Source organism: Kitasatospora sp. NPDC004799 (assembly GCF_040609095.1).
GTDB lineage: Bacteria > Actinomycetota > Actinomycetes > Streptomycetales > Streptomycetaceae > Kitasatospora.
In genome coordinates, this window is sequence record NZ_JBEXJK010000060.1 from 1 (window position 1) to 21,377 (window position 21,377).

14 protein-coding genes are annotated in these 21,377 nt (G+C 71.5%); 12 read left to right on the plus strand and 2 right to left on the minus strand.

What is annotated here, in order from left to right:
* The 3 genes from ABZW03_RS10980 to ABZW03_RS10990 form a co-directional block, all read left to right on the plus strand.
* Positions 1-2,534 (plus strand): SpoIIE family protein phosphatase (locus tag ABZW03_RS10980; protein WP_355254860.1); only part of this gene is annotated, 2,534 nt, incomplete at its 5' end.
* A gap of 387 nt (positions 2,535-2,921) precedes the next feature.
* Positions 2,922-5,390 (plus strand): SpoIIE family protein phosphatase, encoded by a 2,469-nt coding sequence (locus tag ABZW03_RS10985; protein ID WP_355254862.1) that lies wholly within the window; start codon positions 2,922-2,924, stop codon positions 5,388-5,390.
* Between the two features lie 107 nt (positions 5,391-5,497).
* Complete coding sequence (locus tag ABZW03_RS10990; protein ID WP_355254864.1) at positions 5,498-7,306, plus strand: ABC transporter family substrate-binding protein; 1,809 nt, start codon at positions 5,498-5,500, stop codon at positions 7,304-7,306.
* A gap of 34 nt (positions 7,307-7,340) precedes the next feature.
* On the opposite strand, the gene ABZW03_RS10995 is transcribed toward ABZW03_RS10990, so the two are convergent.
* Positions 7,341-8,063, minus strand: a complete 723-nt coding sequence (locus ABZW03_RS10995; protein WP_355254866.1) for an alpha/beta hydrolase — start codon at positions 8,061-8,063, stop codon at positions 7,341-7,343.
* Positions 8,060-9,190, minus strand: a complete 1,131-nt coding sequence (locus tag ABZW03_RS11000) for a hypothetical protein (RefSeq protein ID WP_355254868.1) — start codon at positions 9,188-9,190, stop codon at positions 8,060-8,062. The genes ABZW03_RS10995 and ABZW03_RS11000 overlap by 4 nt, the downstream gene beginning before the upstream one ends.
* 257 nt (positions 9,191-9,447) lie before the next feature.
* Here ABZW03_RS11000 and typA point away from each other — a divergent pair, with 257 nt between their 5' ends.
* The 9 genes from typA to ABZW03_RS11045 all read left to right on the plus strand — a co-directional run bounded on the left by typA (position 9,448) and on the right by ABZW03_RS11045 (position 21,371).
* A complete protein-coding gene (gene typA / locus ABZW03_RS11005) occupies positions 9,448-11,352 on the plus strand; it encodes a translational GTPase TypA (RefSeq protein WP_355254870.1) in 1,905 nt (634 codons plus the stop codon).
* A 431-nt stretch (positions 11,353-11,783) separates the two neighbouring features.
* Positions 11,784-13,424, plus strand: coding sequence for an ABC transporter substrate-binding protein (locus tag ABZW03_RS11010; protein ID WP_355254872.1), 1,641 nt, complete (start codon positions 11,784-11,786; stop codon positions 13,422-13,424).
* A gap of 140 nt (positions 13,425-13,564) precedes the next feature.
* On the plus strand, positions 13,565-14,491 hold the full coding sequence (locus tag ABZW03_RS11015) for an ABC transporter permease (RefSeq protein WP_355254874.1): 927 nt from the start codon (positions 13,565-13,567) through the stop codon (positions 14,489-14,491).
* Complete coding sequence (locus tag ABZW03_RS11020; RefSeq protein ID WP_355254876.1) at positions 14,484-15,425, plus strand: ABC transporter permease; 942 nt, start codon at positions 14,484-14,486, stop codon at positions 15,423-15,425. The genes ABZW03_RS11015 and ABZW03_RS11020 overlap by 8 nt, the downstream gene beginning before the upstream one ends.
* Before the next feature lie 19 nt (positions 15,426-15,444).
* On the plus strand, positions 15,445-16,494 hold the full coding sequence (locus ABZW03_RS11025) for an ABC transporter ATP-binding protein (protein WP_355254878.1): 1,050 nt from the start codon (positions 15,445-15,447) through the stop codon (positions 16,492-16,494).
* The gene (locus ABZW03_RS11030) at positions 16,487-17,503 is read left to right on the plus strand and encodes a dipeptide ABC transporter ATP-binding protein (RefSeq protein WP_355254880.1); all 1,017 of its coding nucleotides are present in this window, start codon (positions 16,487-16,489) and stop codon (positions 17,501-17,503) included. The genes ABZW03_RS11025 and ABZW03_RS11030 overlap by 8 nt, the downstream gene beginning before the upstream one ends.
* 204 nt (positions 17,504-17,707) lie before the next feature.
* Positions 17,708-19,333 (plus strand): ABC transporter substrate-binding protein, encoded by a 1,626-nt coding sequence (locus ABZW03_RS11035; protein ID WP_355254882.1) that lies wholly within the window; start codon positions 17,708-17,710, stop codon positions 19,331-19,333.
* A gap of 120 nt (positions 19,334-19,453) precedes the next feature.
* Positions 19,454-20,380, plus strand: coding sequence for an ABC transporter permease (locus tag ABZW03_RS11040; RefSeq protein ID WP_355254884.1), 927 nt, complete (start codon positions 19,454-19,456; stop codon positions 20,378-20,380).
* A 76-nt stretch (positions 20,381-20,456) separates the two neighbouring features.
* On the plus strand, positions 20,457-21,371 hold the full coding sequence (locus tag ABZW03_RS11045; protein WP_355254896.1) for an ABC transporter permease: 915 nt from the start codon (positions 20,457-20,459) through the stop codon (positions 21,369-21,371).
* Positions 21,372-21,377: the final 6 nt, after the last annotated feature.

Consider the following 21,377-nt stretch of genomic DNA (forward strand, 5'->3'; position numbering starts at 1 on the left):
GCCTGCGCGGCCGCCCCGGCCGGCCGTTCCCCGGCGGGCCCGCCGACGCCCCGGGCGGCCCCGGCGCGACCGCCGGCGGCAGCCTGCTGGACATGCTCAAGGTCGCCATCGCGATCCTGGACACCGCGGGCCGGGTGGTGCTCTGGAGCCCGGCCGCCGAGGAGCTGCTCGGCTGGCCCAGCGAGCTGCTGGTCGGCCGCCGGATCGACGAGCTGATCCCCGACCGGGAGCAGGTCGCCCGGATCCGGGCCGCGGTCCAGGACACCCTGCGGCACGGCCGCTGGGCCGGTCTCACCGAGCTGCACGACCGGGACGGCCGGCCGGTCGCCGTGGACGCCCGGATCTCCCTCCTGGTGGACGGCGACGGCACCCCGTTCCTCCAGGTCAACATGGCCGAGGCGGCCGCCGTCCACGCCGTCGAGCGGGACCTCGCGGTGCGCGACGCGCTGTTCGAGCAGTCCCCGCTGGGCATCGCCATCATGGACACCGACCTGCGCTACACCGCCGTCAACCGCACCCTCGCCGAGATGAACGGCGTCGCCCCGGACGACCACGTCGGCCGCACCACCGGGGAGACCCTGCCGGAGCGGGCCGCCGACGAGATCACCGCCATCCAGCGCCAGGTGCTGGCCACCGGCGAGCCGGTCATCGACGTCACCCTGGCCTCTCCGGTCACCACCCGGGCCGGCTACCGCTCGATCTCCTACAGCCGGATGACCGACCGCTCCGGCCGGGTGCTCGGCATCTCCGGCACCGTGATGGACGTGACCGAGCGCTACCGGGCGGTCGCCAAGGTCGAGCACGCCCGGCGCCGGCTCTCGCTGCTCAACGAGTTCGGCTCCCGGGTCGGCGACCTGCTGGACGCCTCCCGGATCGCCCAGGAGCTGGCCGGCTCGGTCGTCCCCCGGCTGACCGACCACTCGGCGGTGATCCTGCTCCAGGCCGTCGCGCACGGCGACGACCTGCCCCGGCACGGCCACGACCGGCGCACCTCGCTGCTCCAGCTCGGCACCGCCTCCGTCCAGGACGGCCCCGAGGTGGACGTGATGCTGCGCCGGGGCGCCCGGATCACCTTCGCCGAGGACTCCGTCTGCGGCCGGGTGCTGCGCACCGGCGTGCCCGAGCTGCTGTCCGGCGCCGACCAGCTGGACGACGTCACCTACCCCGGGGACCCGAAGATGCAGGCCGCCCGGGACCTCGGCGTGCACTCGATGCTGGTCGTGCCGCTGCGCGCCCGCGGCATCGTGATCGGCCTGCTGCTGGTCAGCCGGGCCGGCTACCGCGAGGGCTTCGACCGGGACGACCTGGCCTTCACCGTCGAGCTGGCCGACCGGGCCGGCAGCTCGCTGGACAACGCCCGGCTCTACGCCCGCGAGCGCACCGCCGCGCTCACCCTCCAGCGCACCCTGCTCCCGCAGCAGGTCCCGCAGCCCACCGGCGTCGAGGTCGCCTACCGGTACGTGCCCGGCAGCAGCGGCACCGAGGTCGGCGGCGACTGGTTCGACGTCATCCCGCTGCCCGGCGACCGCACCGCGCTGGTGGTCGGCGACGTGATGGGCCACGGTCTGCGGGCCGCCGCCACCATGGGGCGGCTGCGCACCGCCGTCCGGGTGCTGGCCGCCCTCGACCTGCCGCCGGACGTCCTGCTGCGGCACGTCCACGAGCTGGCCGACGACCTCGCCCAGGGCCCCGACGAGGCGCTGCTGGCCACCTGCGTCTACGCGGTCTTCGACCCGGCGACGGCCCGGCTCACCGTCGCCAAGGCCGGGCACATCCCGCCGGTGCTGGTGGTGCCGGGCGGGGACGCCGCCGAGCCGACCCGCACCGGCGGCCCGCTGCCCGGCGGCGCCGGCCGCATCCTCGACCTGCCCTCCGGCGCCCCGCTCGGTGTGGGCGGAGTTCCGTTCGAATCGGTCGAACTGAAGATCCCCGAGGGCAGCCTGCTCGCGCTGTGCACCGACGGCCTGGTCGAGTCCCGGGACAAGGACCTGGACGTCGGCCTCGGCCGGCTGGTCACCGTGCTCCAGGAGCCGCACGCCTCCATCCAGGCCGCCTGCGAGGCGGTGCTGGACACCATGGAGCAGGGCCGGGAGCCGGACGACGTCGCGCTGCTGCTGGCCCGGCTCGGCCACGGCCAGGCCGGCACCCCGACGGCGGGCTGGACCCTGCCGGCCGAGCCCACCGCCGTCTCCCGGGCCCGCCGGCTGGTCCGCGCCACGCTCGTCGAGTGGGGCGTCGAGGAGCTCACCGACACCGCCGAGCTGCTGGTCAGCGAGCTGGTCACGAACGCCGTCCGGTACGCCAGCGCCCCCATCGGGGTACGGCTGACGCTCGGTGAGACGCTGCTGGTGGAGATCTCCGACCCGCTGCCCGACCCGCCCCGGGAACGGCACGCGGCCGAGGCCGACGAGGGCGGGCGCGGTCTGGAACTGGTCCACCGGCTGGCGCTGCGCTGGGGCGCCCGGGCCGAGGGCATCGGCAAGGTGGTCTGGTTCGAGCAGGCGCTGCCGGGCCGTGGGCCGGACGGACCGTGAGACCGACGGATCGTGAGCGGAGCGAGCAGTGGAGGAGCGGCCGGGGAGCGGCGCCGCACGTGCCGTCCGGCGCTCAGGGGGAGCGCGCGCTCCGGAAGGGGGCGCGAGCGTGGCATTGTGGTTGCGCGGGCGGTAGGACAAAAACCTTCGCCCGATCTGATGTTGTGATGTTGAGGGCGTGTGAACGTACCCCTCGATGATGAATACTCGGTCTTCTCGACATCCGGACGGTCGCGGGTTGGAGGGGTCGGTCCGTTGAACAGCACTCCGGCGCGGAGCGCGTCGCCGAGTAGCAGCGGTCATGCCGCCGTACCCGGGCAGGCCGGTTCCGCACACCTGCCCGTGGCGGACGGCACGGTCAGGGGGCGCGGACACCGCCCGGTTCCCGTGGACCGGCCGTGGGGCGCCGGCGACCCCGGCTCGATCTACGACTACATCCGGGTCGCCACCTTCGCGATCGGCCCCGACGGGCGGATCAGCCAGTGGAGCGAGCGCGCCGCCGAGTTCTTCGGCGTCCCGGCCGCCGAGGCCGTCGGCTCCGACCCGATCACCACCTTCGTCCCCCGCGAGCTCTGGCAGCGCGGCCGGGCCCGGCTGGAGCGCACCCTGGCGGGCGAGGAGTGGGTCGGCACCACCCCGTACCGCGACGCCGCGGGCGGCGAGGGCCTCGCCGAGCTCTACCTGATGCCCGACAGCTCGCTGCCCACCGCGGGCGCCACCTGTCTGGCCGTCGACCTCGGGCGGCTGCGCCGGATCGAGACCGACCTGGCCGCCTCCGAGGCCGTCTTCGGGCAGACGCCCACCGGCTTCGTGCTGTTCGACGACCGGCTGCGGCTGCAGCGGGTCAACGACGCCTTCGCCTCCGGCATGGGCCTGGTCCCCACCGACCTGGAGGGCCTCACCCCGCACGACCTCTTCCCGCCGTCCGAGGCCGACCGGCTCAGCGCCGCCCTGCGCAAGGTCCTGGCCACCGGCGAGCCCGTCTTCGACCTGCGCTTCCACGGCGCCGTCCCGACCCGCGAGGGCAACCGGCTCTGGGCCGTCTCGCTGTACCGCTTGAACGGCTCCGCCGGGCAGACCATGGGCGTCGCCGGGCAGGTCTCCGACGTCACCAGCCGGCACGTCGCCGAGCGCGAGGCCGACGGCGTGCGCCGCAACCTGGCCCTGCTCAACGAGGCCAGCGCGCACATCGGCTCCACGCTCGACCTGGAGACCACCGCCAAGGAACTGCTGGACGTCGTCGTCCCGCCGTTCTGCGACCTCGCCACCGTCGACCTCTACACCGCGCTGCTCTCCGGCGAGACCGTGCCCAGCGCCGGCCGGCCCGGCGACACCGTGCTCACCGACGGCAGCGGCGAACTGCGCCGGGTGGCCGTCTCCAGCGTGGTCGGCGGCGCCTCCTCGGTGCTCGGCTCGGTCACCGGCCTGCCGATCGCCGAGGCCGGCGGCACCCTCTGCTACCCGCGCCGCTCCCCGCACGCCCGGGCGCTGCGCACCGGCCGCAGCGTCGTCCCCGAGCCCGGGCGCGACCCGCTGCTGCGCTCCACCCTGATCGTCCCGCTGGTCGCCCGCGACCAGGTGCTCGGCCTCGTCCAGCTCTCCCGGGCGATCGGCAGCGAGCCCTTCGACGCCCGCGACGTCGCGATCGCCGAGGAGCTGGTCGCCCGCGCGGCCGTCTGCATCGACAACGCCCGGCTCTACCGGCGCGAGCACGAGCGGGCGCTGATCCTCCAGCGCAGCCTGCTGCCCCCGGGCAACCCGGCCGCCAGCGGCCTGGAGATCGCCTGCCGCTACCTGCCCAGCAACAACAACACCGAGGTCGGCGGCGACTGGTTCGACGTCATCCCGCTGCCCGGCAACCGCACCGCGCTGGTCATCGGCGACGTGATGGGCCGCGGCCTGCGCGCCGCCGTCGCGATGGGCCAGCTGCGCACCGCCGTCCGCACCCTGGCGATGCTCGACCTCGACCCGGCCGAGGTGCTCACCGCCCTGGACGAGATCGCCCGCGGCCTCGGCGACGACTCGGTGCCGGCCGGGCCGCCCACCCAGTACGGGCGGCTCACCTCGACGGCCGACGAGGAGGCCCGCGAGGTCTACCTGGCCACCTGCGTCTACGCGGTCTACGACGCCGTCACCCGGCGCTGCCTGATCGCCAACGCCGGCCACCTGCCGCCGGTCCTGCTCAGCCCCGGCGAGGGCGCCCGGATGCTCGACGTGCCGCCCGGCCTGCCGCTCGGCGTCGGCGGCGAGCCCTTCGAGGAGGTCGAGGTGGACCTCCCGGACGGCGCCGTGCTCGGCCTCTACACCGACGGCCTGGTGGAGAGCCGCAAGCACCAGCTGGACGAGGGCCTGCGCGCCTTCCGGGTCGCGCTGTCCGCCGAGGGCAAGGCCCTGGAGGACCTCTGCGACCACGTGCTCGGCGAGCTCAACCCGCACCACGGCGAGGACGACATCGCCCTGCTGATGGCCAAGGTGCACGCCTTCCCCGAGGACGCCGTCGGCAACTGGTTCCTGCCGCCCGAGCCCACCTCGGTGGCCAAGGCCCGCGAGCTGGCCTGCAGCTGGCTGCTCTCCCGGGGGCTGGAGGAGCTGGTCGACACCACCGAGCTGCTGGTCAGCGAGCTGGTGACGAACGCGCTCAAGCACGGGCGGGGCGAGATCCGGCTGCGGCTGCTGCGCGAGCGCAGCCTGGTCTGCGAGGTCTGGGACGACGGCTACGCCCAGCCCCGGCAGCGGCGCGCCCAGGAGACCGACGAGGGCGGGCGCGGCCTGCAGCTGGTCAGCCTGCTGGCGGAGCGCTGGGGCAGCCGGCGCACGCCCAAGGGCAAGATCGTCTGGTTCGAGCTGGCGCTGTGAGCGCGTAGGGCCCGTCCGGACGGGCCCTGGGCCGTACGGGTGCAGTCGCCCGGCGGCCCGCCGTGTCGGCGCGGGCCGGGCCGTACGGGCGGCGTTCGATGGCCGCCATGCGCGTCCGCCAGCTCACCGCCGCAGCCGCCGCGCTGCTGCTCGCCGCCGGCCTCGGCGGCTGCTCCGGCCACCCGGGGCCCGCCCGCACCCCCGCCCCCGCGCCCGTCCCGGCCGAGCCCACCGCCACCACCGGGGACGTCGGGCCCGTCGACCGCACCGCCGTCCGGGACGGCGGCACGCTGCGCTGGGCGGTGGACGGCGTCCCGGCCACGCTGAACGTCTACCAGGGCGCGGCCACCGCCGACTCGGCGCTGCTCGCCCACGCGCTGTACCCCTCGCTGTTCCGGCCCGACGAGCACGGCCGGCCCGTCCCCGACCCGGACTACCTGGCGGGCGCCGAGTCCACCCCGCCCGGGCAGTGGCCGCAGGTGGTGACCTACCGGCTCAACCCGCGCGCGGTCTGGAGCGACGGCACCCCGATCTCGGCCGCCGACCTCGACGCCCAGCGGACCGCGCTGTCCGGCTCGGACCCGGCCCACCGGAGCGCGCGGGCGGCCGGGTACGACGCCATCGACTCGGTCGCCCAGGGCGCCGACCCGCACGAGGTCCGGGTGACCTTCCGGCGGCCGTACGCCGAGTGGCGCTCGCTGTTCGGGCCGCTCTACCCGGCCGCCGAGACGGCCGCCCCGGCCGCCTTCGAGCAGCCGCTGACCGGCGCCGGCCGACCGAGTGCCGGGCCGTACGCCCTCTCCCGGTACGACGCCGAGGGCGGGACGGTCACCGTGGAGCGCAGCCCGCTCTGGTGGGGCGACCGGCCGAAGGCCGACCGGATCGACTTCCTCGCCGTGCCGCCCGACCAGCGGCTGGACGCGCTGGACCAGGACCGGCTGGACGTCGCCCCGCTCACCGCGGCGGTGGACCGGGCGGCGCCGGCCGCCGCCCCCGCGGCTTCCCCGACCGCCTCCGCCTCCGCCTCCGCCGCACCGCCGCCCGCGGCCGTGGCCGAGGCGGCGGCGTCGGCGCTGCGGCGGGCCGAGTCGCTGCCCGGCGTCACCGTGCACCGGGCCGCCGCCGCCTCGCTCACCCAGCTCACCCTCAACACCGCGCGCGGCCCGCTGACCGACCCGCTGGTGCGCCGCGCCCTGATCCGGGCCGTCGACCGGCAGCGGGTCGCCGACGCCGCGCTCACCCCGCTCGGCCTGCCCGCCGCACCGCTGGGCAACCACCTGCTCGCGGGCGACCAGGACGGCTACCGGGACAACAGCGAGGCGGCCGGCTCGGGCGACCCGGCCCGGCTGCTGGACGGCGCGGGCTGGATGCGGCCCGCCGGCGGCGGCGCCCGGAGCAAGGGCGGCACGCGGCTCGCCCTCACGCTGCTCGTCCCGGCCGGTTCGGCGACCGCCGAGCGCACCGCTGACGCGCTCACCGCCGGCCTCGCGGACTCCGGGATCGAGGTGCGGCAGGTGCCCGCGACCGCCGAGTCCTTCGTCGGGGAGCACCTGGCGGCCGGGGACTACGACCTCGCGCTCCTCTCCTGGCCGGTCGGCCCCGGCCCGGCGGTCGAACAGCGCCCCGCCTACGCCAAGCCCCGGCCGGACCCCGACGGGGTGCCCGAGCCGGGCGGCAACTTCGGCCGCGGCGGCACCGAGGAGATCGACCGGCTGTTCGACCGGGCGGCCGCCGAACCGGACCCGGCGGCCCGGCTGGACCTGCTCCAGGAGGCGGACGGACGGATCTGGCAGTTCGGGCACTCGGTGCCGCTCTACCAGCGGCCGGAGCTGGTCGGGGTCCGGACCGGGCTGGTCGGCGCGGGCGCGTACGGCTTCGGTTGGCCGCGCTTCCAGGACGTGGGCTGGACCGGTTAGCGCCGCGGGAGCTCCCGCCGGGCGGGCTGGCCGGTCAGCGGGCCGGGAGCTCCCGGGCGAAGCGGCGCACGGCGTCGGTGAAGGCCTCCGGGGCGTCGAAGTTGGCCAGGTGCCGGGCCCGGGGGATCAGCTCGATCCGGGCCCGCCCGTGCGGGTGGGCAGCGGCGAAGGCGCGCTCGCCGGCCCGGAAGGCAGGGTCCTTCTCCCCGTTCAGGATCAGCACCGGGGCCTCGACCCGGCGCAGCACGCCCGGCTCGAAGCGCCCCAGCACCGAGGCCCAGGCGGCCGGCAGGGCCGCGAAGCCGTACCCGGCGCGGATCGTCTCCGCGACCACCTCCGGCGGGTAGAGCCGGCGCAGCAGCCGGTCGTTCCACCGGGACAGCCGCTCGGCCGGGACGCGCGGCACCAGCGCGCCGACCGCCCGGTAGGGGACCGCCCAGCGCCCGCGGGTGTCGGCGCTCGCGCCGGCCAGCACCAGCCCGTGCAGCAGCTCGGGCATGCGGAGGGCGAACTCCAGCGCAACGTACCCGCCCAGCGAGTGCCCGACCACCAGCGCGGGCCCGCCGCCCAGCTCCTCGACCCCCGCCGCGACCGCCGCGCAGGCCGCCGTCAGGCTCCACGGCTCGCCGCGCCGCGCGCCGTGCCCCGGCAGGTCGACGGCCGCCACCGGGAACTCCGCCCGCAGCGCCGCCAGCTGCGGGCTCCACTGCCCCGCACTGAACCGGGTGCCGTGCACCAGGACGATCGGGACGCTCATCGGGCCACCTCCACGGACGTCGGCTCCAGCAGGCGTTCCAGATCGGCGATCCGGGCCAGCCCGGGGCACTCCCCGCGGGCGCGGGCGAGCGCCTTCCGGGCCTGCTCCGGCCGCCCGGCGGCGATCAGGGCGGCGGCGAGGGAGCAGCAGGCCAGGGACCGGCGGAAGCGGGAGCCGACGGCGTTCGAGAGCCGGCGGGCCGCCCGGACGGCGGTGCGCGGATCGTTCCGGAGCCGGGCGAGGTCGGCCGCCGGCAGGAAGTCACGGGCGAGTGCCGGGTCGTGGACGCCCAGCTGGGAGAGGTACGGCTCCAGCCGAGCCGCGGCCTGTGCGGGGGAGTACTCCCCGGCGTCGGCCCGGCCGACGAGGGTCATGGCGGCGAGGAAGGCCACGCTCGAGTTCTCCGGCGTGTGGCCCTGCTGGAAGGCCTGGTCGGTGAGCCGCTCGGCGTCCTCGTGGCGGCCCTCGGCCAGCGCGACCGCGGCCGGGGTGAGCGCCAGCGGCCGGCCCTCGTCCAGCATGCGGTGCGCCTCCGGGATCCTGCCCCGGAGCAGCAGCCGCTCGGCCTCGACGGCGCTCGGGGACTCGACGTCGGGCGGCACGGCCCCCGGGCGGAAGGGCAGCACGAACACGGCCCACAGGGAGTTGACCTGCCGCGGTGCGGTGACCACCGCCGCCATGACGAAGGAGAAGCACAGTCCGAGGCCGATGCCCCGGGGCAGCCCGTCGGTGGAGGTCGCCAGCCAGGCGCCGAGCCCCGCGTGGAGGCCGAACAGCCCCACCGAGCCGAGCCACAGCCGCAGCCGGGGCGCGCGGACCGGGAGCTGCCCCCAGGGGAGGAGGAACCCGCTGGTCGGCAGGGCCCCCAGTTCGACGGGCACGCCGGCGATCGCGCCGCTCCACAGCCTGCGGCCCCGGCCGTACGACGCGGAGTGCAGGCGTCCGCCGCAGAGCCGGTGGGTGAGCAGGAACCAGAGGTCGGACAGCGGTTCCTGGCCCACCAGGAAGCCGATCACACAGCCGAGCAGCGTCGGGGCCGGGAGGCCGTCGAGGACGGCCAGATAGAGGAGCGCGGCGCCTGCGGCGCGGAACAGCCAGGGCAGCCCGGCCCGGAGTTGTCGGATCACGAACGGAAGAGTGTCGGAGCCTGGCCGTCGGGTGAAGGGTGTGTGACCCATCTGTGATCTTGATCCCGCCCGACCTGCTCGTTTCCGCCCACCTCGGCGCTTCCCCGTACGATAGGAGGAAGCCGAGGCATGGAGATGTGCCCGGCGGGTGGACCGGTAGTAGCAGGCGGAACGGGCGGCGGCGATCGACAGGGATCGCAAGTGCGCGTCACGCAGCCGGGCGCCGCAACCCACGATTCCGGGAGAATCAGCTAGGCATGCCCACGCGCAACGACATCCGTAACGTCGCCATCGTCGCCCACGTCGACCACGGCAAGACCACGCTGGTCGACGCCATGCTGAAGCAGGCCGGCGCCTTCGCCGCCCACCAGCAGCTCGACGACCGGATGATGGACTCGAACGACCTGGAGCGCGAGAAGGGCATCACCATTCTCGCGAAGAACACCGCGGTCAAGTACCACCCCAAGGACGGTGGCGCGCCGATCACCATCAACATCATCGACACCCCGGGCCACGCCGACTTCGGTGGCGAGGTCGAGCGCGGTCTGTCGATGGTGGACGCGGTCGTCCTGCTGGTCGACGCCTCCGAGGGCCCGCTGCCGCAGACCCGCTTCGTGCTCCGCAAGGCGCTGTCGGCCCGTCTGCCCGTCATCCTCTGCATCAACAAGACCGACCGTCCGGACTCCCGGATCGACGAGGTCATCAACGAGACCTACGACCTGTTCCTGGACCTGGACGCGGACGAGGACCAGATCGAGTTCCCGATCGTCTACGCCTGCGCCCGTGACGGCGTCGCCTCGCTGACCAAGCCGGAGAACGGCACCGTCCCGGCCGACAGCACCAACCTGGAGCCGTTCTTCTCCACCCTGCTGGAGCACGTCCCGGCCCCCAGCTACGACGAGGACGCCCCGCTCCAGGCCCACGTCACCAACCTGGACGCCGACAACTTCCTCGGCCGCATCGCGCTGCTCCGCGTCGAGCAGGGCGAGCTGCGCAAGGGCCAGACCGTGGCCTGGATCAAGCGCGACGGCTCGATCCAGAACGTGCGCATCTCCGAGCTGCTGATGACCGAGGCGCTCACCCGCAAGCCGGCCGAGGTGGCGGGCCCCGGTGACATCTGCGCCGTCGCCGGCATCTCCGACATCATGATCGGCGAGACCCTGGCCGACCCGGAGAACCCGATCGCGCTGCCGCTGATCACGGTGGACGAGCCGGCCATCTCGATGACCATCGGCACCAACACCTCGCCGCTGGTCGGCCGCGGCGGCAGCGGCAAGGGCGCGGACGCCAAGTCCGGCGCCAAGGTGGACCGCAAGGTCACCGCCCGCCAGGTGAAGGACCGCCTGGACCGCGAGCTGATCGGTAACGTCTCGCTGCGCGTGCTGGACACCGAGCGCCCGGACGCCTGGGAGGTGCAGGGCCGCGGTGAGCTGGCGCTGGCCATCCTGATCGAGACCATGCGCCGCGAGGGCTTCGAGCTGACCGTCGGCAAGCCGCAGGTGGTCACCAAGGAGGTCAACGGCAAGACCCACGAGCCGGTCGAGCGCCTCACCGTGGACGTGCCCGAGGAGCACATGGGTGCCGTCACCCAGCTCATGGGCATCCGCAAGGGCCGGATGGACAACATGTCCAACCACGGCTCGGGCTGGGTCCGGATGGAGTTCGTCGTCCCGTCCCGCGGCCTGATCGGCTTCCGGACCGAGTTCCTCACCAACACCCGCGGCACCGGCATCGCGCACTCGATCCACGAGGGCCACGAGCCGTGGTTCGGCACCCTGACCACCCGCAACAACGGCTCGCTGGTCGCCGACCGCGCCGGTGTGGTCACCGCCTTCGCGATGACCAACCTCCAGGAGCGCGGCGTGCTCTTCTGCGAGCCGGGCACCGAGGTGTACGAGGGCATGATCGTCGGTGAGAACTCGCGCTCCGACGACATGGACGTGAACATCACCAAGGAGAAGAAGCTCACCAACATGCGGTCCTCGACCGCCGACGTGGCCGAGTCGATCGTCCCGCCGCGCAAGCTCTCGCTGGAGCAGTCGCTGGAGTTCTGCCGCGAGGACGAGTGCATCGAGGTGACCCCGGAGACGGTTCGCATCCGTAAGGTCGTCCTTGACCAGAAGGACCGCGGACGCACTGCCTCGCGCGCCAAGAAGGCGTGATCCGGACGCACTGAACGGCCATTGGCCGGAATGATTCGCCCCCCTTTCCCATGGAGAGGGGGGCGAACTTTTTCAACTACTCCAAGTTGTCGGGGCCGCTATTAACGGAATAGCGCTCATCACACCCGAGTGTCCGCTGAGCGGACGTGACAGTTCGTCATCCGTGACGACTGTCCGTTTGGTGCCTGTCTGGCTATGTCTCAAATGTCCGGTTTTCGAAACTTACCGACTGTTCATGTGACCTAATTGAGATCGTCACTGGTCACTTTCGTGTCCGTGCGTGACGGATAGTGGGTGCAGTCAGGCTCGGGTCAAGGGTGAACGCGCAGGGGTGCGCGCCGAAACCACGAGCGCGGACGGCACGGCGGGTCCCGGTGAGAACCGTTCCGCGTGCCCTCCTCGTTGCAACGTCGAATTCAGGAGGCACACCGATGCGCGGTGCGAGCCAGGCCAAGTGGGTTGTCGCAGCTGTTGCTGTCGCCCTCGCTGCGACTGCCTGCGGTGGTGGCGGCGACTCCTCGGGTAGCTCCGACAATGCCGCGGTCGACCCGCAGGGCACCTTCTCCTACCAGAGCGCGGAGCCGCAGCGCCCGCTGCAGCCGGCGAACGCCATGGAGAACCAGGGCGGCCGTATCGTCAAGCAGCTCTTCAAGGGCCTCGTCGACTACGACCCCGCGACCGGTGCGCTGCGCAACCAGGTGGCCGACAAGATCGAGACCACCGACGCCAAGAACTACACCGTCACGCTGAAGTCCGGCTGGACCTTCCACGACGGCACCCCGGTCACCGCCAAGTCCTTCGTGAGCTCCTGGAACTGGTCGGCGAACCCGAAGAACAACCAGATCAACTCGGACTGGTTCTCCGACATCGTCGGCTACGACGCGGTCCACCCGGGCGAGGGCAAGGGCGACCCGACCGCCACCGAGATGTCCGGCCTGAAGGTCGTGGACGACACCCACTTCACGATCGAACTGACCTCCCCGGTCTCGTACTTCACGTACAAGCTCGGCTACTCGGCCTTCTTCCCGCTCCCCGAGGGCTTCTTCGCCGACCCGGCCGGCTACGGCCAGAAGCCGGTCGGCAACGGCCCCTACAAGTTCAGCTCGTGGGAGCACAACAAGGCGATCACGCTGTCCGCCTACGACAAGTACGCGGGCATCGACAAGGCGAAGAACGGCGGCGTCGTCTTCCGCAACTACACCTCCGGCGAGGCCGCGTACAAGGACCTGATGTCCGACACGCTGGACGTGCTGGACCAGGTCGACCCGACCGACCTGCCGAAGTACAAGGACGACCTGGGCAAGCGCGCGGTCGACCAGCCGCAGGGCGCCATCCAGAACATCGGCTTCGCGCTGTACCAGGGCGGCTGGGACGCCCCGGGCAAGGAGAAGGTCCGTCAGGGCCTCTCGATGGCGATCGACCGCGAGACCATCACCAAGACCGTGCTGAACGGCAACCGCCTCCCGGCCGACTCGTTCGTGGCGCCCGGCGTCATGGGCTACAAGGCCGGCACCTGCGGCGACGCCTGCAAGTACAACCCGGAGAAGGCCAAGCAGCTGATCACCGAGGGCGGCGGCGTCCCCGGCGGCAAGGTCCTCATCCAGTACAACTCCGACGGTGGCCACAAGGAGTGGGTGGACGCGGTCTGCAACTCGATCCGCCAGGCGACCGGCGTCGAGTGCCTCGGTGACCCGAAGCCCGACTTCAAGACCTCGCGTGACATCGTCACCAGCAAGCAGGTCCAGAGCATGATGCGGACCGGCTGGGTGCAGGACTACCCGCTGAACGCCAACTTCCTGCGCGACGTCTACGGCACCGGTGCCGCCGCCAACGACGGCAGCTACTCGAGCCCCGAGTTCGACAAGCTGTCGAAGGAGGCGGACGCCGCCACCTCGGTCGAGAAGACCGCCGAGCTCTACCAGCAGGCCGAGGCCGTGCTGGCCAAGGACATGCCGGCCATCCCGCTCTGGTACTACAAGACCAGCTCCGGCTACTCCAAGAACGTCCAGAACGTGAAGTTCAACTCCTTCGGCGACCCGGTCTACACCGACGTCGAGGTCAAGAAGAAGTAATCGGTCGGCACCGCCTGACCCGGTGACAACGGCCGGTGCCCGTCCATCCCCACAAGGGCGAGGACTGGCACCGGCCGTTGGCACGCCGACTTATCTCTTGCCGGGTTGACGGGCCCGGCAGAGCCATACATGGAGGCACGATGGGGCGCTTTGTCGCGAGGCGACTGCTCCAGATGATTCCGGTGTTCTTCGGAACGACCGCACTCATCTTTTTCATGGTGCACGCGCTGCCGGGTGACCCGGTGGCCGCGATGTGGGGCGACAAGGCACCGGACCCGGTGCAGGTCGCGGCCCTCAAGCACCAGATGGGCTTCGACAAGCCGCTGATCCAGCAGTACCTCGACTACATGGGGAAGCTGCTCACCGGAGACTTCGGCACCGGCCTGGACCAGCGCCCGGTCATCGACAAGATCACCGAGGCTCTGCCGGTCACCATCCGGCTCGCGCTGTTCGCGTTCGCCATCGAGATCGTGCTCGGCGTCGCCATCGGCCTGTTCGCCGGTCTGCGCCGCGGCAAGGCGTTCGACAAGGGCGCCCTGGTCGTGACCCTGCTGCTGATCTCGATCCCGGTCCCGGTGCTGGGCTTCATCTTCCAGACGGTCTTCGGGCAGAACCTGAAGTGGGTCACCCCGACCGTCCAGAACAGCGAGGACATCACCCAGCTGGTGCTGCCGGCCGTCGTGCTCGGCTCGCTGTCGCTGGCGTACGTCGCGCGCCTCACGCGTACTTCCATCGCCGAGAACATCAAGGCCGACTACGTCCGCACCGCGGTGGCCAAGGGCCTGCCGCGGCGCAAGGTGATCGGCACCCACCTGCTCCGCAACTCGATGATCCCGGTGGTCACCTTCCTCGGTACCGACCTCGGCGCCCTGATGGGCGGCGCGATCGTGACCGAAGGCATCTTCAACGTCACGGGGGTCGGCAACGCGCTTTTCAAGGCCATCAACATGAAGGAGGGCGCGACGGTCTCCGGCTTCGTCGCCTTCCTGGTGCTCGTGTACCTGGCCGCCGGCCTGATCGTCGACCTGCTTTACGCGGTCCTGGACCCGAGGATCCGTTATGCCTGACCTGACCGAGAAGAAGACCACCGCGGAGATCCCGGAGCAGCGCACCGCCACCGCGGCCGCCAAGCCCGAGAAGCCCCGCAGCCTCGGCTCCGACGCGTGGCACGACCTGCGCCGCAAGCCGATCTTCGTGATCTCCGCGCTGCTGATCCTGCTGCTGATCGTCATCGCGATCGCGCCCGGCCTGTTCACCTCGGTGGACCCGCGGGCCGGCGACCTGCGCAACCACTACCTGACGAAGCCGAACTACAGCCACCTCTTCCAGCCGGACTGGTTCGGTTACGACCTCCAGGGCCGCAGCATCTACGCCCGCGTCGTCTACGGCGCCCGCGCCTCGGTCGTGGTCGGCATCTGCGTCACCCTGGGCGTGACCATCCTCGGCGGCATCGCCGGCATGGTGGCCGGCTACTTCGGCGGCTGGGTCGACACGATCATCTCCCGCGTCACCGACATCTTCTTCGGCATCCCGCTGCTGCTCGGCGCGCTGGTGATCCTCAACGCCTTCACCTCGCGCACCGTCTGGAGCGTGGTCTTCGCGCTGGTCGCCCTGGGCTGGACCCAGATGACCCGTGTCATGCGCGGCTCGGTGATCACGGTCAAGCAGGCCGACTTCGTGACGGCCGCCAAGGCGCTCGGCGCCGGCACCGGCCGGATCATGTTCAAGCACATCCTGCCGAACGCGATCGCCCCGGTGATCGTCGTCGCCACCATCGCCCTCGGCGGCTACATCGCCACCGAGGCGACGCTGAGCTTCCTCGGCATCGGTCTGCAGGACCCGACCATCTCCTGGGGCATCGACATCAACTCGGCCCAGAAGGTGATCCGCACGGCTCCGTTCGCCCTGTTCTTCCCCGCCGGAATGCTGAGCCTCACGGTTCTCGCGTTCATCATGCTCGGCGACGCGGTGCGCGACGCCCTCGACCCGAAGCTCCGCTGAGAGAAGAGGTGACGACCCGATGACCACCGTGATCGAGAACAACCAGAAGAACGACCGTCTCGAAGTTGGCACTCCTCTCCTCGAGGTGAAGGACCTCCACGTGGAGTTCCACACCCGGGACGGCGTGGCCAAGGCCGTGAACGGCGTCAACTACTCCGTCGCGGCCGGCGAGACGCTCGCCGTGCTCGGCGAGTCCGGCTCCGGCAAGTCCGTGACGGCGCAGACCATCATGGGCATCCTGGACATGCCCCCGGGCAAGGTGACCCAGGGCGAGATCCTGTACCGCGGCCAGGACATGCTCAAGATGAGCAACGAGGAGCGGCGGCGGATCCGCGGCCAGAAGATCGCGATGATCTTCCAGGACGCGCTGTCCGCCCTGAACCCGGTGCTCAGCGTCGGCTACCAGCTCGGCGAGATGTTCCGCGTGCACCAGGGCGCCTCCAAGAAGGAGGCGAAGGAGAAGGCCATCGAGCTGATGGACCGGGTGCGCATCCCCGCCGCCCGGCAGCGGGTGAACGACTACCCGCACCAGTTCTCCGGCGGCATGCGCCAGCGCATCATGATCGCCATGGCGCTGTCGCTCCAGCCCGACCTGATCATCGCGGACGAGCCCACCACCGCCCTGGACGTCACCGTCCAGGCCCAGGTGATGGACCTGCTGGCCGAGCTCCAGGCCGAGTACAACATGGGCCTGATCCTGATCACCCACGACCTCGGCGTGGTCGCCGACGTCGCGGACAAGATCGCCGTGATGTACGCGGGCCGGATCGTGGAGACCGCCCCGGTGCACGAGCTGTACGCGAACCCCGCGCACCCGTACACCAAGGGCCTGCTCCGCTCCATCCCGCGCCTGGACCAGAAGGGCCAGGAGCTGTACGCGATCAAGGGCCTGCCCCCGAACCTGCTGAAGGTTCCGGCCGGCTGCGCGTTCAACCCCCGCTGCGACGTCGCCACCGACCTGTGCCGCACCGAGATCCCGGCGCTGCACCACGTGACGGACAAGGACGGCAAGGAGCTCACCGGCCGCCGCAGCGCGTGCCACCTCTGGAAGGAGACCCTCCATGGCTGAGTCCATCCTGGAGGTCAAGGACCTGGTCAAGCACTACCCGCTGAACCAGGGCATCCTCTTCAAGAAGCAGGTCGGCGCGGTCAAGGCGGTCGACGGCATCTCCTTCGACCTGAAGAAGGGCGAGACCCTCGGCATCGTCGGCGAGTCCGGCTGTGGCAAGTCCACGCTGGCCAAGGTGCTGATGAACCTGGAGCGGGCCACCTCCGGCCAGGTGCTGTTCAAGGGCGAGGACATCTCCAGGCTGCAGGGTGCGGCCCTCAAGGCCGTCCGCCGCAACATCCAGATGGTGTTCCAGGACCCGTACACCTCGCTGAACCCGCGCATGACGGTCGGCGACATCATCGGTGAGCCGTTCGAGATCCACCCCGAGGTGGCGCCCAAGGGCGACCGCCGCAAGGCCGTCCAGGACCTGCTGGACGTCGTGGGTCTGAACCCGGAGTACATCAACCGGTACCCGCACCAGTTCTCCGGCGGCCAGCGCCAGCGCATCGGCATCGCCCGCGGTCTCGCGCTCAAGCCCGAGATCATCATCTGCGACGAGCCGGTCTCCGCGCTGGACGTGTCCGTCCAGGCGCAGGTGATCAACCTGCTGGAGCAGCTGCAGGGCGAGTTCGGCCTCTCCTACATGTTCATCGCGCACGACCTCTCCATCGTCCGGCACATCTCCGACCGCGTCGGCGTGATGTACCTGGGCAAGATGGTCGAGATCGGCTCGGACGAGGAGATCTACGAGAACGCCACCCACCCGTACACCCAGGCGCTGCTCTCCGCGGTGCCGGTGCCGGACCCGACGGCGCGCGAGTCCCGCGAGCGGATCATCCTGACCGGGGACATCCCCTCGCCGGCCAACCCGCCGTCCGGCTGCCGCTTCCGCACCCGCTGCTGGAAGGCGGAGGAGCGGTGCTCCGAGGAGATCCCGCTGCTCGCGGTCCCCTCGCTGCTGAAGGGCCCGGCCGCGCACGAGTCGGCCTGCCACTTCCCGGAGGTCCGGGAGCAGGCCGCGGCCTGATCCCCCCGCTGTTCCCGGAAGGGCCCGTGGCGTTCGCGCCGCGGGCCCTTCCGGCGTTCCGCCGGTCCGGCACTGCGTCAATTCGGTGCCGCGTCAACTCGGCAGGGGGTCACGGCACCCGTCCGGGTGCTCCCGACTCGCGCCGTCGCCGGGGCACGCTTCTCATGGGGTGTGATGCGACACACACCCTGAGGAGGGACCTCCATGCCCGTAGCCGCCCGCGCTCGTTGGGTCCTCGCCGTTGCGACGTCCGTGGTCCTGGTGGCCACCGGGTGCAGCAGCAATGACAGCGGAGGAGGCAGCGGCTCGTCGGACGCCAGCAAGACCTTCAGCTACCAGAGCAACGAGCCGCAGAACCCCCTGCAGCCCGCCAACGCGAACGAGGTCGGCGGCGGTCGCATCATCCAGAACCTCTTCAAGGGGCTGGTCGACTACGACCCGACCAACGCCAAGATCCGGATGCAGGTCGCCGACAAGATCGAGACCGGCGACTCGCAGACCTTCACCATCACGCTGAAGGACGGCTGGAAGTTCCACGACGGCACCCCGGTGCACGCCAAGAACTTCGTCGACGCCTGGAACTGGGGCGCCAACCCCGCCAACAACCAGATCAACAGCTCCTGGTTCTCCGACATCGAGGGCTACCAGGACGTCCACCCGGCCTCCGGCCAGCCGACCGCGGACAAGATGTCCGGGCTGACCGTCACCGACGACCTGCACTTCACCGTCAAGCTGAACCACAAGGTCTCGTACTTCGAGTACAAGCTCGGCTACATCGCCTTCTCGCCGCTGCCCGACGGCTTCTACAGCGACCCGGCCGGATACGGGCAGAAGCCGGTGGGCAACGGGCCGTACCAGTTCGTCAGCTGGTCGCACAACAGCAACGTGACGACCAAGGCCTTCCCGGACTACCAGGGCGTGGACAAGCCGAAGAACGGCGGCGTCGTCTTCAAGATGTACACCACCTCCGAGGCCGCCTACGCCGACCTCCAGTCCAACAACCTGGACGTGATGGACCAGGTGCCGCCGTCCGCGCTGGCCACCTACAAGAGCGACCTCGGCGACCGCGCGGTGGACTCCCCGCAGGGCGCCATCCAGAACATCGGCTTCACGCTCTACCAGGCCGACTGGGCCTCGCCGGAGAAGGCCAAGGTGCGCCAGGGCCTGTCGATGGCGATCGACCGCGACACCATCACCAAGACGGTGCTCCAGGGCTCCCGCAAGCCCGCCACCGCCTGGGTGGCCGAGGGCGTCGAGGGCTACAAGGACGGCGCCTGCGGCGACTACTGCAAGTTCGACCCGGCCAGGGCCAAGCAGCTGATCCAGGAGGGCGGCGGCGCCCCCGGCAACAAGCTGCTGATCACCTACAACGCGGACGGCGGCCACAAGGAGTGGGTCGACGCGGTCTGCAACTCGATCCGGCAGACCACCGGGGTCGACTGCCTGGGCGACCCGAAGCCCGACTTCAAGACCGCGCGGGCCGCGATCACCGGGCACACCATCAACGGCGCGTTCCGCACCGGCTGGGTGCAGGACTACCCGCTGAACGCCAACTTCCTGGCCGACGTGTACCGCACCGGCGCCGCGTCCAACGACTTCGGCTACAGCAACCCGCAGTTCGACGAGGCGGCCACCAAGGCGGACGAGGCGGCCGGCGTCGCCGAGACGGTGACGGGCTACCAGCAGGCCGAGGCGGTGCTGCCGAGCGGGATGCCCGCCATCCCGCTCTGGTACTACCGCACCACCTCGGGCTACTCGACCAAGGTGCGGAACGTGAAGTTCGACTCCTTCGGGAACCCGGCCTGGACCCAGGTCGAGGTCAAGGGCTGAGCCTCCGGGCCCCGATCCCGCGCGCCGGCCCCGCCCTCCCCGCACGGAGGGCGGGGCGCGGTCTCTCGGCCGGCCGGACCGGTCGGCCGGGCACCCAGGACACCTAGGAAGGAGGCTCGGATGGGCAGTTACGTGCTGCGGCGGGTGCTGCAGATGATCCCGGTGTTCGTCGGCACCACGCTGCTGATCTTCCTGATGGTCTACACGCTGCCGGGCGACCCGGTGGCGGCGCTGTTCGGCGAGAAGGCCGCCGACCCGGCCGTGGTGGCCAGCATCAAGCACACGTACTACCTGGACCAGCCGCTCTGGAAGCAGTACCTGCACTACATGGGGAACCTCTTCCAGGGGGACTTCGGCACCAGCTTCACCGGCCGGCCGGTCACCGACATCATGGCGGACGCCTTCCCGGTCACCATCCGGCTCGCCCTGCTGGCCTTCGTCTTCGAGATGATCGCGGGCCTCGCTCTCGGTCTGCTCTCCGGCCTGCGGCGCGGCAGCATCGCGGACACCCTGGTGCTCGTCCTGACCCTGGTGGTGATCTCGATCCCGGTCTTCGTGCTCGCCTACATCGCGCAGACGGTGTTCGCCACCAACCTGGGCTGGGTCACCCCGACGGTGCAGGACAGCTACGACCTGACCCAGCTGGCGCTGCCGGCGGTCGTGCTGGGCTCGCTCTCGCTGGCGTACGTCGCCCGGCTCACCCGGACGTCGATCGGCGAGAACCTGCGGGCCGACTACATGCGCACCGCGGTCGCCAAGGGCCTGCCCCGGCGCACGATCATCACCCGCCACCTGCTGCGCAACTCGCTGATCCCGGTGGTCACCTTCCTCGGCACCGACCTCGGCGCGCTGATGGGCGGGGCGATCGTCACCGAGGGGATCTTCAACGTGCAGGGCATCGGCAACGTCCTGTACCGGGCGATCAACCAGAAGGAGGGCCCCACCGTGGTCGGCATCGTGACCGTCCTGGTGATCGTCTACCTGGTCGCCAGCCTGCTCGTCGACCTGCTCTACGCGGTCCTGGACCCGAGGATCCGCTATGCCTGACATCCATGACGAGGACTCCTTCGAACCGCACCCCAAGCCCGGCGTCTCGCGCCTCGACTACGCGGGCGAACAGGGCATGGCGGTCGAGCAGGAGACGTTAGTCGAACGCGACGTGGAGAAGCGGGAGGAAGCCCGCAGCCTGTGGGGCGACGCCTGGCGGGACCTGCGCCGGCGGCCGATCTTCCTGATCTCGGCGGTGCTGATCCTGCTGCTGGTGGTGATGGCCGTCTTCCCCTGGGCGTTCACCGACGCCGACCCGCGCAAGGCCGACCTGGTGAACGACTACCTCAGGCGGCCGGACTGGGGCGACGTCTTCGGGGCCGGCTGGTTCGGCTACGACGCCCAGGGCCGGTCCATCTTCGCCCGGGTGGTGTACGGCGCCCGGGCCTCGATCACCGTCGGCATCCTCGTGACCGCCGCCGTCACCGTGCTCGGCGGGCTGACCGGGATGGTGGCCGGCTACTTCGGCGGCTGGATCGACGCGGTGCTCTCCCGGATCACCGACATCTTCTTCGGCATCCCGCTGCTGCTCGGCGCGCTGGTGCTGCTGAACGCCTTCACCACCCGCACGGTGTGGAGCGTGGTCGTCGCGCTGGGCGTGCTCGGCTGGACCCAGATCGCCCGCGTGATGCGCGGGGCGGTGCTGACCGTCAAGCAGTCCGACTACGTGGTGGCCGGCCGGGCGCTCGGCGCCGGGACGGGCCGACTGATGTTCCGGCACATCCTGCCGAACGCGATCGCCCCGGTGATCGTGGTCGCCACCATCGCGCTCGGCGGCTACATCGCCACCGAGGCGACGCTGAGCTTCCTCGGCATCGGTCTGCAGGACCCGACCATCTCCTGGGGCATCGACATCTCCTCCGCCCAGAAGGTGATCCGGACCGCGCCGTACGTGCTGTTCTTCCCGGCCGTGGCGCTCTCGATCACCGTGCTGGCCTTCATCATGCTGGGCGACGCGGTGCGCGACGCCCTCGATCCGAAGCTTCGCTGAGCGAGG